We start from the raw sequence: 15,985 nt of genomic DNA on the forward strand, positions 1-15,985 counted from the left end.
GGTAAAGGGGAGAAAAGGTGAGACAGAGAGTGTCGCTGGGGGGAGGAGAGAGACAGCAAAAGGGGATGCCGTGGCATCCCCTTTTTTACGTTACCTGAGCGAAGTCAGATTACTTTTGAACTTCTTGTACGCCGGATACGCGAACTTCTACGCGACGGTCCGGAGCCAGGCAGGAGATCAGCTGAGCCTTGGCCTTGACGCCGTCACACTTGGTGCCGGTGACCGGGTTGGCTTCGCCGCGACCTTCGATGGCAACCTTGCTGGCAGCCATACCCTTGCTGACCAGGAAGTTGGCAACGGTGCGGGCACGAGCTTCAGACAGCTTCTGGTTGTAAGCGTCGGAACCGATACGGTCGGTGTAACCAACAACAACGGCGTTGCCGTCTTTCGGCTGGAACTCAACGATTTGCTGGTACAGAGCGTTCAGGGCTTGCACACCTTCGGCTTTCAGGCTGTCTTTGCCAAAGGCGAACAGCACGTCGGAGTTCAGGGCGAAGTTCTTCTCAACGATTTGCGGAGCCGGGGCCGGTGCTTCTTCAACAACCGGGGCCGGAGCAGGCGCTACGTAGGAAGTACGGAACGGGTGGTAAACGGCTTCCAAGGTCGCAACGCTCTGGTTGGACTTGTAGCGTACGTTGTCGGCGTGCAGGTCAGCCACGTCCCACATGTAGCGGTAGCGAGCTTGCAGATCCAGCGCGTCATTGACCTTGTAGGTCACACCGGCACCGGCCAGCGGGGATACTTTGGTATCGCTGGTGCCCAGACCGTCGGTGTGGCCCCAGTAGGCGCCAGCTTCACCGAACAGGGAGAAATCGTTGCCCAGCGGCAGACGAGCGATACCGGACAGGGTGGCACCCTGGCTCTCGTAACGGTTGCCGTCGGTGTTGCCACGGCCGGTGTACTGGTAGCCCAGCTCGGAACCGAAGTATTCGTTGAAGTTGTAACCAACGAAGGCATTGGCAGCAGCCGCATCTTCTTCGCCAACGTTCACGCCTTCGATCTTGTTCAGACCGTTGAAGTGAGTTGCACCAACACCGGCGCCGAAGTAGATGTCGTCAGCGGCGTGAGCTGCAGTTGCACCCATGGTGGCCATAGCGATGGCGATCAGGGAAGGAGCCATTTTCATCATAAAATAATCCTCGTTGAGATGGCACGTTGTTCACGTGCTTCGCACTTTGTAATTTATGTAAGCTGCTGGCTCTGTCGACCAACGACGTTGGTGCGAACAGGGATCCTAGATCCATCCAGGAGGCACGTATCTGGGTGCACAAGTGCATACTCCGCCACGAACAGCCGACGTCATTCCGATGACGTGGCGCACTTTATGCCCATTTCAAAACATGATCAAGCTCACAGATAAGGGATGGGGCAAATTGTGTCGTAGGGATAACTGGCTGTTTCTTGGGATTTATTAGTGATCCAAGTAGGCGCGATGCAGTTTCTTCTCAAGCTTCATATAAGCCTCAGCCCAAGCGTGCCGCGGGGTGGCGTCACCCGCCCTGACCGAGAGGACAGCAAGATAGTCCGCCTCGGTTGCTTCGCACAGCAAGGGTGTGAAACTGAGCAAGAAGTGACGGGCGAGGTAGGGATCGAGAGGCCAGATGTTGAGGATGGCCCGCGCCACGGGCTGGACGGCGGTAGAGCAGATGAAGTGCCGATGACCCGCTTCCAGCCATTGGGCCATCTCGGCGAGGCTTTCTTCCGGCACGATGCCGCCATCGCCTTTCTCCTTGGCCAGCGTCATCGTGTGACCATTGCCCAGTGCCAGGGTGCCGTTTTCTGCCACGACGCCGTCGTGGCTGCGCAGGGGAAGCGTCGCCTGGCCTTCAAGATAGAGGCTGCAGCTGTCCGGGAGGGCCGCCAGCACGGTGGTGGCGTCCCCCTGCATGGCCATGGGCAACCAGAACGCCTCGGCCCGGGTCTGCAGACCCTGGGCGAGCTGACGGGGGAGGGAGTCCGGGTCGGAATGAAGACGGGAAATGATGCCGGGAAATGCCATGTTGATGACTCTCTTGGAAATAACCGGCGAATTATACGAGGGATGGCCGGGCAACAAGAAAGGTTTCTTTTCGAGACTGTTTACCTGAGGCGACGCAGCGATTACCATCCCCGAGGTTTGTGAAGGGTTGTCGTCGAAAGACGCTGATTATAGATAGAGGCTCGACCATAACGAGTCCGTTCAAAACTGATACACTTGACTACGAGTCGTCGCGAAAAATAAAGGTGGAGTCAATCCGCCGAACGGAGTATGGAACACATGAATTCAAATATCGTAACTGTTGGCAAGAAGATCCGTCAGATCCGCGAAGCGGTAGGCCTGAGCCGTCCCAAGTTTGCCGATCTGCTGGGCGTCCCCCCAACCACCCTGAAGAACTATGAACTGGGTTACCGTGAAGTCGGAGGCGCCTTCCTGGTTGCACTGGCCCACCACCCCGATCTGCACAAGTTCACCCTCTGGCTGCTGGCTGACAAGAAAGTCGCCGAAATCGGCCAGATCGGTCCGGACGATATTGCCAAGGCTTGATTTAGTTCAACCTTGATAAAAATGCCGCCCTCGAGGCGGCATTTTTTATTTATCAAAATGGATGATTATTTAATTAAATAATGCGTTGTGTGCGGTCAACGGCGATTTTCACTAAATCATCTTGTCGGGCTGGATTAATCCACGGAACACTCCGACCCTTTTAATTCAGGCGGTGATCCACACAGCGAGACAACGATGAGCCAATCCATTACCAAAGCCAGAGATGGGTTTACCCTTAACCATCCCCTCATATGAGCGAGGCGTGGCGCGGCTTCTGAGGTATGATCGCCATCCTTGACCAGCTAATACCCAACAGACTATCCCCATGTTTAACCACGAACTAATCCTCAACCACATCGACGATATATTTGGACAGGACATGCATGCCAAGCGTGTTCTTTCCCTCGCCAATGCTACCCTCGGGGTTATCGAGTCAGGTTCACTGGCCATCCACGCCATCGGTAGTGGCCTCTCCTTGGCCAACGGTCTCGAACGTAAACATGCGGTTAAACAGGTGGATCGCCTGCTCACTAACACCAAGCTCAATGTCTGGAGCCTCTTTGACGATTGGGTGCCCTATGTGGTCGGTGAACGTACCGAGATCGTAGTCTCCATGGACTGGACCGAATTCGATGCCGATGATCACAGTACCTTGGTTATCAGCCTGCAAACCAACCACGGTCGCAGTACTCCGCTGCTGTGGAAAACCCATCGGAAATCGTTGCTCAAAGGGCAACGCAATGCCCATGAGAAAGAGCTGCTCACCAAGCTCAAGCAGACGTTGCCAGAGGGTATCTTCGTGACGGTAGTAGCTGACCGCGGCTTTGGTTACATGGAGCTGTTCGAACGCCTGGAGCAAGAGCTAGGCTTTGCTTATCTCATTAGATTTAAAGGAAATGTTTTGGTTGGTTACCCTGGTGTAGAGCAGGTTCCAGCTCGGGACTGGCTAACGCCGACCGGGCGCACCCGAACCCTCAAAGCGGTGGAGCTAACTGGGCAGCGACAGCCTGTCGAACGGGTCTATTGTTGTCATAAGAGTGGCATGAAAGACGCGTGGTTTCTGGCCAGTAACCGGACCGACCTGAGCGCCGCCAAGGCGTTGCAACTATACGGCCAGCGCTGGGGTATCGAGACCAGTTTTCGTGATATCAAAGATTACAAATTCGGCATGGGTATGGGAGATGTGCACATCAGTAATCCGGTCCGGCGCGACCGACTGTTTTTATTCAGTGCCCTGGCCATCGTCTTGCTGACGCTGCTGGGTAAGGCTGGAGACAGTGTCGGTCTAGAGAGAACGATCAAGGTCAATACCAGCAAGAGCCGAACCTATTCGTTCTTTCGGCAAGGGGTCATCTATTACCAGTTGCTACCTAAAATGAAAGAAGCCAATGCGGTCTTGTTGATGGATAAATTTATCTACTACCTGAAGCAACACCGCTTATATACCCGCACACTTGGAATTATTTGAGTCTCTAAAAATGAGGGGATCTCTGAGGGGTTTACCAGCACCTTTGGCGTGCTGGCCGCGACTCTGGGGTCTGCCGTCGGGCTCGGCAATATCTGGAAGTTTCCTTATCTGACCGGTGAGAACGGTGGCGCCGGTTTTCTGCTGGTCTATGTCATCGCCACCCTGCTGGTGGGATTGCCGGTGATGATCTCCGAGATCATGCTGGGGCGCGAGGCCAGGACGGATGCGGTCAGCGGGCTCATCAAGCTGGCTCCGAAGGGGCAACCCTGGTGGCTGATCGCCGCCATGGGGGTGAGCGCGGCCTTCCTCATCATGTCGTTCTACTCCGAGGTGGCGGCCTGGGTATTTGCCTACATCTTCAAGGCGGCCAGCGGCGAGATCCTCTCCACCGATCCCGCCGTCACGGGTGCTGCCTTCAATTCACTCATCACGGATCCCTTGCAGAGTCTGCTCTGGCAGTGGCTGGTGCTGGCCCTGATGGGGGGGATCTTGCTGATGGGGGTCTCCAGGGGGATCGAAGCGGTCACCAAGCGGTTGATGCCACTGCTCTTCATCCTGCTGCTGGTGATAGGCGTGCGCAGCCTGACTCTGCCCGGAGCGAGCGAAGGACTGCATTTCCTGTTCTCGCCGGATTTCTCCAAGGTGACCGCAGGCGTCGTGCTGACGGCCATGGGGCTGGCGTTCTTCAAGCTCTCCATCGGGATGGGCTGCATGATGACCTATGGCAGCTACTTTCGGGACGATCAGCACATCCCTCTCACCACGGTACGGGTGATGTGCGCGGATCTCTTCGTCTCCATGCTGGCGGGGATCGCCATCTTCCCGGCGGTCTTTGCCTTTGGCTTCGAGCCGAGCGCAGGCCCCTCCCTGCTGTTCATCACCATACCCGCGGTGTTTGCCAGCATCCCGTTTGGACACCTCTTCATGGTGCTCTTCTTCGTGCTCTCCGCCATCGCAGCCACCGGGGCCATGCTCTCCATCCTGGAGGTGCCGGTCTCGGTGCTCTCCGAGCGATTTCACATGAGCCGCACAAGGGCGACCCTGATCAACCTGCTGGTGCTGGGAGCGGTCGGCTCGACCTGTGCGCTCTCGAGCAGCACGCTGGCGGATGTGCAGGTTGGCGGGAAAACCTTCTTCGATCTGTTCGACTTCGTCTCTTCCAACGTGCTGATGCCCCTTGGCGGCATTTTCCTCTGCCTCTTTGTGGGCTGGGTATGGGGATTCGAGCGGATGACGACGGCGCTGACCAATGGGGGCAAGCTGGCGCTGCCCATCCTCAGCCCCCTGTTTTTCATCATCCGCTATGTGTCGCCGCTGCTGATCCTGGTAGTGATGCTCAAGGGGCTGGGGCTGTTCTGAGCCGCGTAACCCGAAACAAAAAAGCGCCTATTGGCGCTCTTTTTGTCTTTTACCCCGATATGCCTTCATATCAGGCAGAGTCGTGACAGCTCCTCCTTGAGCTGCTCCAGGTTGCGCTCGACACAGGCTTCCCCCTCGTTGATGGCGTCGCTCGCGCGGTGGAAATCCATGATGGAGAGGTTGCCAAGGCGCGGGCAGAGCTGGATCTCGGGGGGATCCCCGGCCATCCGGGCACGGGTGATGCGCTCCTGCATGATGTTGATGGAGCCCGTCATCACCCCCCACATGCCGGGGGTACTGGGTTCGCGCTCGCCCCGGTTCAACCACTGGCTGAGCAGCCCCCCCTGCACGGGCTCGTCCGGTTCGTCGGTCCAGGGCTGGTGCATGTCGGTGTTGAGGTTGACGGCGATCACCACCTCGGCTCCCATGGCGCGGGCTAGGGAGATGGGGACCGGGTTGACCACGGCCCCGTCCACCAGCCAGCGCTCCTCCACCCGGGTCGGGGTGAGCAGGCCGGGCATACCGCAAGAGGCGCGCACACACTGGCGAAGCGGTCCTTCCTGCAACCAGATCTCGCGACCGGTATCGAGTTCGGTGGCGACGCAGGCAAAGGGCAGCGGCAGGCTTTCGATGGCGGGATCCCCCAGATGGCCGGCGGCGATGCCAAATACCTTGTCACCGCGAAACAGGCCGCCGGAGAGGGCAGGATCGAGCAGCCCCATGACCTGCAGGCGGCTGAAGCCGCGCACCCAGCTCTCCAGCTTGTCCAGTTCACCAGCGGCATAGGCGGCGCCGACAAAGCTGCCGATGGAGCAGCCAGCCACCAGATCCGGCTTGACGCCCAGTCGCTCCAGGGCACGGATGATGCCGATGTGGGCCCATCCTCGGGCCGCACCGCTACCCAGGGCCAATCCCAGACGGGGTTTTCGTGACACAGTTGCGTCTCCTGACATGAAGTGGGAGTCCAGCTTACTCCGGCTTCTCCTGTCCGTCATCCCGCCACGCTTCGCTGCGATTGCGGCCGTTGGCCTTGGCCTGATAGAGGGCGATATCGGCGCGGCGGATCACCTCCTGCAAGGAGATGGCCGGTGATTGACGACAGTGGCCCAGGCTGACGGTCACCTTCAGCTCGGCCGCGATGGCGCTCCAGGGATGCTCTGCTATGCACAGGCGAAGCCGCTCGGCCAAAGGGGCCAGAGGGATCGCTTCATCGGTGACGAGCAGCAGGAACTCCTCGCCGCCCCAGCGGATCAGGTGGCACTCCCGTGTCAGCAGGGACTGGCAGAGCTGCACCAGACGGATGAGGACCTGATCGCCCACCCCGTGGCCGAAACGGTCGTTGACCTGTTTGAAGTGATCGCAGTCAAACATGATGGCGCCGATGCGTTGGCGGCCTGCCAGGGCCTGGCGGTGTTCGAAGGCATCGAAGTAGTGGCGGTTGAAGGCGCCGGTCAGGGCATCGTGGCGCGACAGGTAGTTGAGGCGCCGGTTGAGGCGCTGGGCACGCAGGCTGGAGACGGTCGCCACCACCAGACAGAGAATGGTGATGAGCGCCGTCGCCGATTGCCACAACAGCGTCTGCAGCAGAGGCAGCAGCGGGATGCGATGGATGAGGGAGAGCGGTGTCTCCGGGATGGGATAGACGAGCTGCAAGGCGCCCTGTTGCCACTCATATTCCGCTGACTGCGCCGTCCTGACCGGGGGCGGCGCGGTACCGGACTGGCTGCTGGCGAGGATCTGCTGATGGGCGTTGAGCAGGAACAGGGTGCCAATCCGGGGGGCGAGGCGGTGCAGGGTCTGCGCCAGCGTGACGGTCTGGATGTCGATGCTGAGCAGGCCAATGATCTGGCCGCCCTGGGTAATGGGCTGGGAGAGGGTGATCATCTGCCCCCGTCCGGCAAAATCCTGGTAGGGGCGCGAGAGCATGGCGTGCTCCAGGTGGGGATGCCTGGCCATCGCCTCCTGCCAGTAGGCCTTGCTGTAAATCACGGGATCGAAGCGAAACTGGCTGGATGGCACCCAGGGATAGAGGTAGATGAAATTGTCCGTACCGGTGAAGTAGATCCAGGCCACGTCCCTGTCCAGCAGCTTGCTGGCCGTGGCGAGCAGGGGGGAGAGGCTGAGGGCGAGATGTATTCTGGCTTGCCGCTCGCTGCCGTCATGGGGCAGCGGGCCCTGCCCGGTCAGGTTGCCGATGAGGGCGGGGGGCAGATCGACAGGGATGCGATCCAGATTGATGCCGTGCTCCCCGTCGGATTGCAGCGCCTGATAGAGCTGGCGAGAGAGCACGGACTGGGGATTGCTGCGCAGGCGCTCCTCCGCCTGGCCGCGCATGGCCTCAAGGAAGGTCTCCATCCGCTGGTGCTGGCTGCTGAGCTGGGTCGCGGCGTTGATGGTGTCACGCTTGTTGATCTCGGTAACCTGGCGAAACGCATGTTGCAGGGCGAGCAGCAACAGCAGCAGGCCGAGGCCCAGCAGCAGCCACTGCAATCGGTATCTGGCAAAGGCGGGGGAGGGAATGGACATGGGCGTACCGGAAGATGGCGAGAGTCGGCATCAGTGTAAGGCAGAACCCTGACGCGCGTGCCGACAAGATGCGTTTTTGATGATCTTCTCACCGGACTGTTACGTTTTGTCACATTTATACATAGTCACGGCATAGTCAGGGGGTAACATGGTGCCATCCTTGATGAAGCTATCTCTTCTTCCTCTCTCTTTGACTGCATGGATCTTGTGATGAAAACGCGCGTGTGGCTGTGGCTTTTCCCTCTTCTTCTATTGCTGGCGGCGGGCGCCTGGCATCTGCGGCAGGCTGAACCCGCCAGCAAGCCAGCACCAAGAGAGATCAATATCAGGGCCGAAACCGTCAGGCAGAGTCTGGCCGAGCCCTCCATCAAGCTGGTGAGCAAGCTTGCGGCCAATCGCTCCGTGGCCATCAGCCCCGAGGTGACCGGCCGCATTGCCACCATCGCGGTGAGCTCCGGCCAGCAGGTCACACAGGGGCAGACCCTGATCGCCCTGGATGCGGGCAAGCAGCAGGCGGAGCTGGCCGAGCAGAGCGCCAGCGTGCGCGACGAGGCTCGCAAGCTGCGGGACATGCGCAAGCTGGTGGCGCGAGGCGCCGTCACCACCTCGGAGCTGGAGGGGCAGGAGGCGACTGTCGCCCAGGCCCAGGCCCGGGTCGATGCGGCCCGTTACGAGCTCTCCCTGCGCACCCTGGCCGCCCCCTTCGACGGCACTGTCAGCCTCATCGATCTCAGCGAAGGAGCCCTGGTCAACAGCGGCGACGTGCTCTTGCATCTGGACGAGCTGGCAAAACTGCGGCTCGATCTGGCGGTGCCCGAGCGCTACCTCTCCCTGCTGCGCCCCGGCATGGCGGTGACGGCAACCAGCTCGGCCTGGCCGGATCAATCCTTTTCCGGCGTGCTGGAGACCCTCGACAGCCGGATCTCCAGCGACACCCAGAACATCAAGGCCCGCGTCATCCTGCCCAACACCGGTGGCCAGCTGCGTCCCGGCATGCTGATGAACGTGGATCTCTCTCTGCCACCCCAGAAGATGACCCTGATCCCCGCCCAGTCGGTGGAGTATGCCGGCGAGCAGCGCTTCGTCTATCGCCTGGAGGCGGACGGACGGGTGAAGCGCGTGCCGGTGGAGCTTGGCGACACCCATGGCGAGGCCGTCTGGGTGCTCAAGGGGTTGAACGTCGGCGATCGCATCGCGGTGGAGGGGCTGGTCAATCTGCGCGACGGCGCCCAGGTACGTGATCTGGGCGAGGTGAAAGGCTGATGTGGCTCTCCGATATCTCAGTACGCCGTCCCCTGGTGGCGGTGGTCATCAGCGCCCTGCTCACCGTGTTCGGCCTGGTGGCCTTCAGCAAACTCACCGTGCGGGAGATGCCGGATGTGCAGACCCCGTCCGTTTCCATCACCACCACCTATGAGGGGGCGGCCCCCGAGGTGATGGAGAGCCAGGTCACCAAGCCCATCGAGGATCAGCTCTCCGGCATCAGCGGCATCAAGAACATCAACTCGGTGACCCGCAAGGGGCGCTCCTCCATCACGGTGGAGTTCAAGCTCGGCTGGAACATGCTGGAGGGCACCTCCGACGTGCGTGACGCCATCTCCCGGGCCAGACCCAAGCTGCCAGACGGGGCGGACGAGCCCATGGTGACCAAGGACAACGGCAACGGGGATGTGGCCATCTGGCTCAATTTCAGCAGCACCCAGATGGACCGTACCGCCATGACGGATTACGCCAATCGCATGCTGGTGGACCCCTTGAGCCTGGTGGACGGGGTAAGCGAGGTCTCCCTCTCCGGGGACCTGACCCAGGTGATGTACGTGCGGCTGCGCCCCGCCGACATGGCGGCCCGCGGCATCACGGTGGCCGACGTGCAGGATGCCCTCAAGCGGGAGAACATCGAGCTGCCGGGCGGCGAGATCCGCAACAACACCATGACCATGGCGGTGCAGATCGCACGGCTCTATCACAGTGCGGAAGATTTTCGCACCCTGCCGGTGAAAACTGCCACCAATGGTCAGAGCATCTATCTGGCGGACATTGCGGATGTGGAGGTGGGGGCCAAGAACGAAGACAGCGCCTATCAGCGCAACGGCCGCGAGAGCCTGGGGATTGGCATCGTCGCCCAATCCACAGCCAACCCCCTGGCGGTGGCCCAGGGCATCGAGAAGAAGCTCGTGGAGATGCAGCGCTTCCTGCCGGAGGGGGCTACCCTTGAGGTCGACTACGACTCCACCATCTTCATCAAGCAGGCCATCGACGAGGTGTATGAGACACTCGCCATCTGCGCCCTGCTGGTGGTGGCCGTGCTCTATCTCTTCCTCGGGCAGGGGCGCACCACCCTCATTCCGGCCATCACGGTGCCCGTCTCCCTGATTTCGGCCTTCATCGGTGCCTGGTATCTGGGCTTTTCCATCAACCTCATCACCTTGCTGGCCCTCATCCTCGCCATCGGCCTGGTGGTGGATGACGCCATCGTGGTGGTGGAGAACATCCACCACCACCTGCAACGGGGCGAGTCCCCCTTGATGGCGGCCTGGCACGGCACCCGGGAGGTGGGCTTTGCCGTCATCGCCACCACCGCCGTGCTGGTGATGGTGTTCGTGCCCATCGCCTTCATGGACGGCATGGTGGGGCGCCTCTTCACCGAGTTCGCCATCTTGCTCTCCCTGGCCGTGCTCTTCTCCTCCCTGGTGGCGCTCACCCTGACCCCGGCCATGGGCTCCTGGCTGATGCGTGCCGTGGACAAGCCCAACGCCCTGACCGCCACCCTGGACAAGGGACTTGGCTGGGTGGAGGAGCGTTATCGCCGCGTGCTGGGGGCCGTGCTGCGCCGCGCCGTCTGGATGCCCCTGGTGTTGCTGCTCTGCCTCGGCGGCATTGGCGCCCTCTTTGGCAAGCTGCCCGCGAGCCTCACCCCGACCGAGGACAGGGGCGTGCTCTATGTGTTCGTGAAAGGGGCGGAGGGCACCAGCATCGAGCGGATGAAGCGCAACATGCAGCAGGTGGAGGCCGCCATCCTGCCGCTGCTCGGCAAGGGGGTGGTGCAGGCCATGAGCTTCAGCACCCCGGCCTTCGGGCGCGGCGGCGATCAGACCGGCATGGCCATCATCCAGCTCAGTGACTGGGCGGTGCGAGACGAAACGGCCACCGAGTTTGGCCGCTCCCTGAGCGGTCGCCTCGCCGGCATCCCCGACGTGATGATCCGCACCTTCCAGCCGGGGTTCAGAGGCGGCTCCACCGCGGCGGTGCAGTTCGTGCTGCAAGGCTCCGATTACGGCGAGCTCAACCAGCAGGGGCTGGCGCTCAAGGAGGCGGCGGCCCAAAGCGGGCTGATGCAGAGCCCGGATCTCGACTATGCCGAGAAGACCCCGGAGCTGCAGGTGACCATAGAGCGGGAGCGAGCCACCCAGCTCGGCATTCCGGTCTCCACCATCGCAAGCTCCCTGCAGGCCCTGCTCGGCGGCGTCAGCCAGACCACCTATGTGGACAGGGGCGAGGAGTATGACGTCTACCTGCGCGCCAACCAGACCCAGTTCAACGGTATCTCCGACATCAGCCGCATCTATTTGAAGGCCGCGAGCGGCGAGATGGTGAGCCTCTCCACCCTGGCGACCGTCACCCAGGTGGCGAGTCCCCAGCGCCTCAACCACTACCAGCGCCAGAAGGCGGTCACCCTCACCGCGGACGTGGCCTCCGGCCACACCCTGGGGGAAGCGCTCGACTTCCTGGATGGCTGGGCCGCAGATCACCTGCCCACCGGCATGTCGGTGGATTACGCCGGCGAGTCCAAGGACTATCGCGACAACCAGGGGGAGATGGCACTGGTGTTCGGCCTGGCCCTGCTGGTGGTCTATCTGGTGCTGGTGGCCCAGTTCGAGAGCCTGCTGACCCCGGCGGTGGTGATGATGACGGTGCCGCTCGGCATCTTCGGCGGCCTGCTCGGCCTCTGGCTCACGGGGCAGGAGCTCAGCATCTACAGCCAGATAGGCATGATCATGCTCATCGGCATGGTGACCAAGAACGGCATCCTCATCGTGGAGTTCATCAACCAGCTGCGCCAGCGGGGTGAAGGGTTCGAGGAGGCGATCATCAAGGGGTCGGTGCGCCGCCTGCGCCCCATCTTGATGACCTCGCTCACCGCCATCATCGGCGCCGTGCCCCTGATGCTCTCCATGGGGGCGGGGTACGAGAGCCGGATGGCCGTGGGGACCGTGGTCTTCTTCGGCTTGTCCTTGGCGACCCTGGTGACCCTGCTGGTGGTGCCCGCCATCTATCACCTGATCGCCAGACGCGCGGGGATGACGGGGGCACGGGACCGACTGGTGGACGAAATACTGGCCACGGCAACCCCGGCCAGTCCCTCCCCGGTGCCGGGGGCGGTGGTCCCCGAGGGGCGGGACAAACCGGCGGCCTAGCGTGCCGACCCGGATGACAGCAAACAGGGCGCCAATGGGCGCCCTGCTTGTTGATGAGATCTGAGTCTGTCACGCCGACCTGTCGCGCCCGCTCGAAGGCGCCCCTTCCCCTCGCGTTCTGTAGGGGCAAAAAGCCGTCGCCCCCGCCTTGCTCTGCCGGTATAATGCGCGACCCGAATTGTTCCAGGTGGTCAAAATGCAGCCGGTTACCAACCTCTTCTCCTATCCCCGTTACTGGGCCGAGTGCTACGGCACGGCGCCCTTCCTGCCCATGTCCCGTGCGGAGATGGACAAGCTCGGCTGGGACAGCTGCGACATCGTGCTGGTGACAGGCGACGCTTACGTGGATCACCCGAGCTTCGGCATGGCGGTGATCGGCCGCATGCTCGAATCACAGGGTTTTCGGGTCGGCATCATCGCCCAGCCGGACTGGTCATCGAAGGATGACTTCATGCGCCTGGGCAAGCCCAACCTCTTCTACGGGGTGACGGCGGGCAACATGGACTCCATGATCAACCGCTACACCGCCGACAAGAAGCTGCGCCACGACGACGCCTACACCCCGGGGGATGTGGGCGGCAAGCGGCCGGATCGCGCCACCTTGGTCTACACTCAGCGCTGCAAAGAGGCCTATAAAGAGGTGCCGGTGGTCATCGGCGGCATAGAGGCATCCCTGCGCCGCATCGCCCACTACGACTACTGGTCCGAGACCATCCGTCGCTCCATCCTGATCGACGCCAAGGCCGACATCCTCATCTACGGCAACGCCGAGCGCCCCCTGGTGGAGGTGGCTCACCGCATTGCAGGTGGCGAGACCATCGAGACCATGCAGGACATTCGCGGCACCGCCGTGATCCGCAAGGAGCCGCTGCCGGGCTGGCGCGGGGTGGATTCGAGCAAGCTCGACCAGATTGGCCGCATCGATCCCATTCCCAACCCCTATATGGAAGGGGCCCCCTGCAGCGACGACGAGGGCACTGCGCCGATGGAGCAGGAGGCCAAGCCCATCCTGGTGCAGCCCCCTAAGCAAAAACCGTGGGAGAAGACCTATGTCAAGCTGCCGGCGTTTGAGCGGGTGAAGGAGGACAAGGTGCTCTACGCCCATGCGTCGCGCATCCTGCACCACGAGACCAACCCGGGCTGCGCCCGCGCCCTCTCCCAGGCCCACGGCGATCGCATCATCTGGGTCAACCCGCCTGCCTTCCCGCTCGAGACCGACGAGATGGACGGGGTGTTCGGCCTGCCGTACCAGCGGGTGCCGCACCCGGCCTATGGCAACGAGAAGATCCCGGCCTACGACATGATCAAGACCTCGGTCAACATCATGCGTGGCTGCTTCGGCGGCTGCTCCTTCTGCTCCATCACCGAGCACGAAGGGCGCATCATCCAGAGCCGCTCGGAAGAGTCGATCTTGAAAGAAATCGAAGAGATCCGCGACAAGGTGCCGGGCTTTACCGGCGTCATCTCGGATCTGGGCGGCCCCACCGCCAACATGTACCGCTTACGCTGCAAGAGCCCCAAGGCCGAGCAGACCTGTCGCCGTGCCTCCTGCGTCTGGCCGACCATCTGCCCGCACATGGACACCGACCACAGCCCGACCATCAACCTCTATCGCAAGGCGCGCGACCTCAAGGGCATCAAGAAGATCCTGATCGCCTCCGGCGTGCGTTACGACATCGCGGTGGAAGATCCGCGCTACATCAAGGAGCTGGCCAAGTACCACGTCGGCGGCTACCTCAAGATCGCGCCGGAACACACCGAGGAGGGCCCGCTCTCCAAGATGATGAAGCCGGGCATGGGCAGCTACTACAGCTTCAAGGAGCTGTTCGACAAGTACTCCAAAGAGGCGGGCAAGCAGCAGTACCTGATCCCCTATTTCATCTCCGCCCACCCAGGCACCACGGATGAAGACATGGTGAACATGGCGCTCTGGATCAAGTCCAACCGCTTCAAGCTCGATCAGGTGCAGAACTTCTACCCGTCGCCGCTCGCCAACGCCACCACCATGTATTACACCGAGAAAAACCCCCTCAACAAGGTGAGCCGCCAGGGCGGGGACGTGTTCGTGGTGAAAGGGGAGCGTCGCCGTCGCCTGCACAAGGCGCTGCTGCGCTATCACGATCCGGCCGGCTGGCCGATGATCCGCGAAGCCCTGCTGGAGATGGGCAAGGGCCACCTCATCGGTAACGGCCCCGACTGCCTGGTGCCGCCGGAAGGCCGCGGCGAGGCCAAGGCCGAACGCAGCCGCAGCAAGGGCCTCAAGCCCGCGTTGACCCGTCATAGCAATATCGTGCATCAGCGCGGCAATGGTGCTGGCAACAAGGCCGGCAATGGTAAACCGGTGGGCACCCAGCTGCAGAAAGGCTCGGGCAACGGCAAGTCTGCCGCACAGGGCGCAAGTCAGGGTAAACCGGCAGGGCAGGGGAAACCCGCTCACAAAGGTAAGGCCCCGACCCGCGCAGGCTCTGCCAAGCAGGGTGCCAAACCTGCCACTCAGGGCGGCAAGCCAGCGGCCAAAGGAAATGGTGCCAAGCGACCGGCAAGGTGAGTTTCCTGATTGGAAAGAGATAGAAATAGAAAAGGCGACCGGATGGTCGCCTTTGTTTTATTGGTTTGCTGGTTGATCTTGATATGTTGTGTCTACCCACAGAAAGTGGGGTCCCCCCCGTTTTCTGCCCTGAAAGTACATAACAATTAAGCTCGCTAGAAGGTGAAGATCATCAAGCGAGGAAAATGGTGAGTGGGCATCAACTCAATGAATTCATTTTTTTAATGCTTTCGCCAATTCGATAGCAAGGTCTTTAACCGCAGCAGCATCCAAAGGATTATCCGCAGTATGTGCCTCCACGGCTTTTCCGAAGTATGAGGGGGTAAGTTGCTCGCGAATTTTTACCTTTTTATCTTCTGGCATGAGTTCAATGAAAGGCCCAATTGATGCAAGTTCGAGTTCAGTTTGTCTCGCTCGGTCGGAGTTAGTCCGATGGCGGGCTGATTCACGAGCCGTATACCAGGCTGGAGCTGTGATCGCGATAGCGTATAGAAGGCGAATTGCAACAGACCACGCGTTTTCGGACGAGAAAGGTTGTCCCCAAAATTTAATGAATGTTGCGCCAGCGACAAGAACACCGGCACCAAATATTGCGACAGTAACCCAGCGCCAGAAATTGGCTTGCGTTGCTTCGGTATTTGCAATTTGCTGATAGTTTCCGGTGACGCCAATATTACCGACGACTTGAACAAGGCGAGCAGCTTGATTGCGCTGATTCTCTAGGTAGTCAATTAGTGCATCGCTCTCAATTTTGGCGTTAGCCTCGAAAGACTTGAACTCCTTTTTCAGTTCAGTAAGGGCTGTTTCAAAGATGGTTGCTCGATCCGTTTCCTTCTGAGCAAAAAGCTGCTCAAGCTTCGCAACAGTGGCGGCGGCTTCAGCTCGTTCCTTGGCAGCCCCTTCAGTAAGCGCACCAAGCTGAACCACTTGTTCTTCGGTTTTGGTAGTAAGTTCTTGAAGCTTGCTGGCTAGATGATCTCGCTGTGCTACGAGCTGCCTAACGGATTCGCGTGATACAGTAGCTTGAGCTTCGAGCAAACTAGAGAGCGAGTCCTGAGACAGGCTCTGAAGCCTGTCTCTTGATCAGATCTTGATCCCCTGCGCCATCAGATCCTTGGCGGCAAGAAAGCCATCCAGTTTACTTT

11 protein-coding genes are annotated in these 15,985 nt (G+C 60.8%); 6 read left to right on the forward strand and 5 right to left on the reverse strand.

Annotated features, from left to right (window positions below; all coding sequences use genetic code 11):
• Positions 1 to 109: 109 nt before the first annotated feature.
• Together ompA and PG892_RS08540 are read right to left on the reverse strand one after the other, a co-directional pair.
• Positions 110 to 1,129: a porin OmpA gene (gene ompA / locus PG892_RS08535; RefSeq protein WP_010673501.1), complete on the reverse strand. Its 1,020-nt coding sequence runs from the start codon at positions 1,127 to 1,129 to the stop codon at positions 110 to 112.
• Positions 1,130 to 1,411: 282 nt separating this feature from the next.
• Positions 1,412 to 1,999: a hypothetical protein gene (locus tag PG892_RS08540; RefSeq protein WP_043152400.1), complete on the reverse strand. Its 588-nt coding sequence runs from the start codon at positions 1,997 to 1,999 to the stop codon at positions 1,412 to 1,414.
• Between the two features lie 258 nt (positions 2,000 to 2,257).
• On the opposite strand from PG892_RS08540, the gene PG892_RS08545 reads away from it, so the two are divergent.
• From PG892_RS08545 to PG892_RS08555, 3 genes are all read left to right on the forward strand, one after another.
• Complete coding sequence (locus PG892_RS08545; RefSeq protein ID WP_010673503.1) at positions 2,258 to 2,524, forward strand: helix-turn-helix domain-containing protein; 267 nt, start codon at positions 2,258 to 2,260, stop codon at positions 2,522 to 2,524.
• A 325-nt stretch (positions 2,525 to 2,849) separates the two neighbouring features.
• Positions 2,850 to 3,992: an IS4-like element ISAs18 family transposase gene (locus PG892_RS08550; RefSeq protein WP_041204923.1), complete on the forward strand. Its 1,143-nt coding sequence runs from the start codon at positions 2,850 to 2,852 to the stop codon at positions 3,990 to 3,992.
• An 18-nt stretch (positions 3,993 to 4,010) separates the two neighbouring features.
• Positions 4,011 to 5,351 carry a sodium-dependent transporter gene (locus PG892_RS08555; RefSeq protein WP_080989904.1) on the forward strand — a complete coding sequence of 447 codons (1,341 nt, stop codon included), beginning with the start codon at positions 4,011 to 4,013 and terminating at the stop codon, positions 5,349 to 5,351.
• A gap of 65 nt (positions 5,352 to 5,416) precedes the next feature.
• Here the strand turns inward: PG892_RS08555 and rssA are convergent, their stop codons facing one another.
• Both rssA and PG892_RS08565 read right to left on the reverse strand, forming a co-directional pair.
• On the reverse strand, positions 5,417 to 6,286 hold the full coding sequence (gene rssA / locus PG892_RS08560; protein ID WP_052815155.1) for a patatin-like phospholipase RssA: 870 nt from the start codon (positions 6,284 to 6,286) through the stop codon (positions 5,417 to 5,419).
• A 34-nt stretch (positions 6,287 to 6,320) separates the two neighbouring features.
• Complete coding sequence (locus PG892_RS08565; protein ID WP_052815156.1) at positions 6,321 to 7,877, reverse strand: sensor domain-containing diguanylate cyclase; 1,557 nt, start codon at positions 7,875 to 7,877, stop codon at positions 6,321 to 6,323.
• A gap of 210 nt (positions 7,878 to 8,087) precedes the next feature.
• Between PG892_RS08565 and PG892_RS08570 the strand changes: the two genes are divergently transcribed.
• From PG892_RS08570 to PG892_RS08580, 3 genes are all read left to right on the forward strand, one after another.
• Positions 8,088 to 9,140: an efflux RND transporter periplasmic adaptor subunit gene (locus PG892_RS08570; protein ID WP_052815157.1), complete on the forward strand. Its 1,053-nt coding sequence runs from the start codon at positions 8,088 to 8,090 to the stop codon at positions 9,138 to 9,140.
• On the forward strand, positions 9,140 to 12,292 hold the full coding sequence (locus PG892_RS08575; RefSeq protein ID WP_052815158.1) for an efflux RND transporter permease subunit: 3,153 nt from the start codon (positions 9,140 to 9,142) through the stop codon (positions 12,290 to 12,292). Before PG892_RS08570 ends, PG892_RS08575 begins: the two co-directional genes overlap by 1 nt.
• A 196-nt stretch (positions 12,293 to 12,488) precedes the next feature.
• Entirely contained in the window at positions 12,489 to 14,840 is a 2,352-nt protein-coding gene (locus PG892_RS08580) for a YgiQ family radical SAM protein (protein WP_052815159.1), read from the forward strand.
• 213 nt (positions 14,841 to 15,053) lie between these two features.
• Here the strand turns inward: PG892_RS08580 and PG892_RS08585 are convergent, their stop codons facing one another.
• Entirely contained in the window at positions 15,054 to 15,878 is an 825-nt protein-coding gene (locus PG892_RS08585; protein WP_270825321.1) for a hypothetical protein, read from the reverse strand.
• Positions 15,879 to 15,985 lie beyond the last annotated feature (107 nt).

Source organism: Aeromonas sp. QDB68 (assembly GCF_027707405.1).
Lineage (GTDB): Bacteria > Pseudomonadota > Gammaproteobacteria > Enterobacterales > Aeromonadaceae > Aeromonas > Aeromonas caviae.

Coding starts and splice junctions, on each gene's coding strand:
- PG892_RS08580 (WP_052815159.1), top strand. CDS start 12,489: ATGCAGCCGGTTACCAACCTCTTCTCCTATCCCCGTTACTGGGCCGAG.
- PG892_RS08540 (WP_043152400.1), bottom strand. CDS start 1,999: ATGGCATTTCCCGGCATCATTTCCCGTCTTCATTCCGACCCGGACTCC.
- PG892_RS08575 (WP_052815158.1), top strand. CDS start 9,140: ATGTGGCTCTCCGATATCTCAGTACGCCGTCCCCTGGTGGCGGTGGTC.
- PG892_RS08565 (WP_052815156.1), bottom strand. CDS start 7,877: ATGTCCATTCCCTCCCCCGCCTTTGCCAGATACCGATTGCAGTGGCTG.
- ompA (WP_010673501.1), bottom strand. CDS start 1,129: ATGATGAAAATGGCTCCTTCCCTGATCGCCATCGCTATGGCCACCATG.
- PG892_RS08550 (WP_041204923.1), top strand. CDS start 2,850: ATGTTTAACCACGAACTAATCCTCAACCACATCGACGATATATTTGGA.
- PG892_RS08570 (WP_052815157.1), top strand. CDS start 8,088: ATGAAAACGCGCGTGTGGCTGTGGCTTTTCCCTCTTCTTCTATTGCTG.
- PG892_RS08545 (WP_010673503.1), top strand. CDS start 2,258: ATGAATTCAAATATCGTAACTGTTGGCAAGAAGATCCGTCAGATCCGC.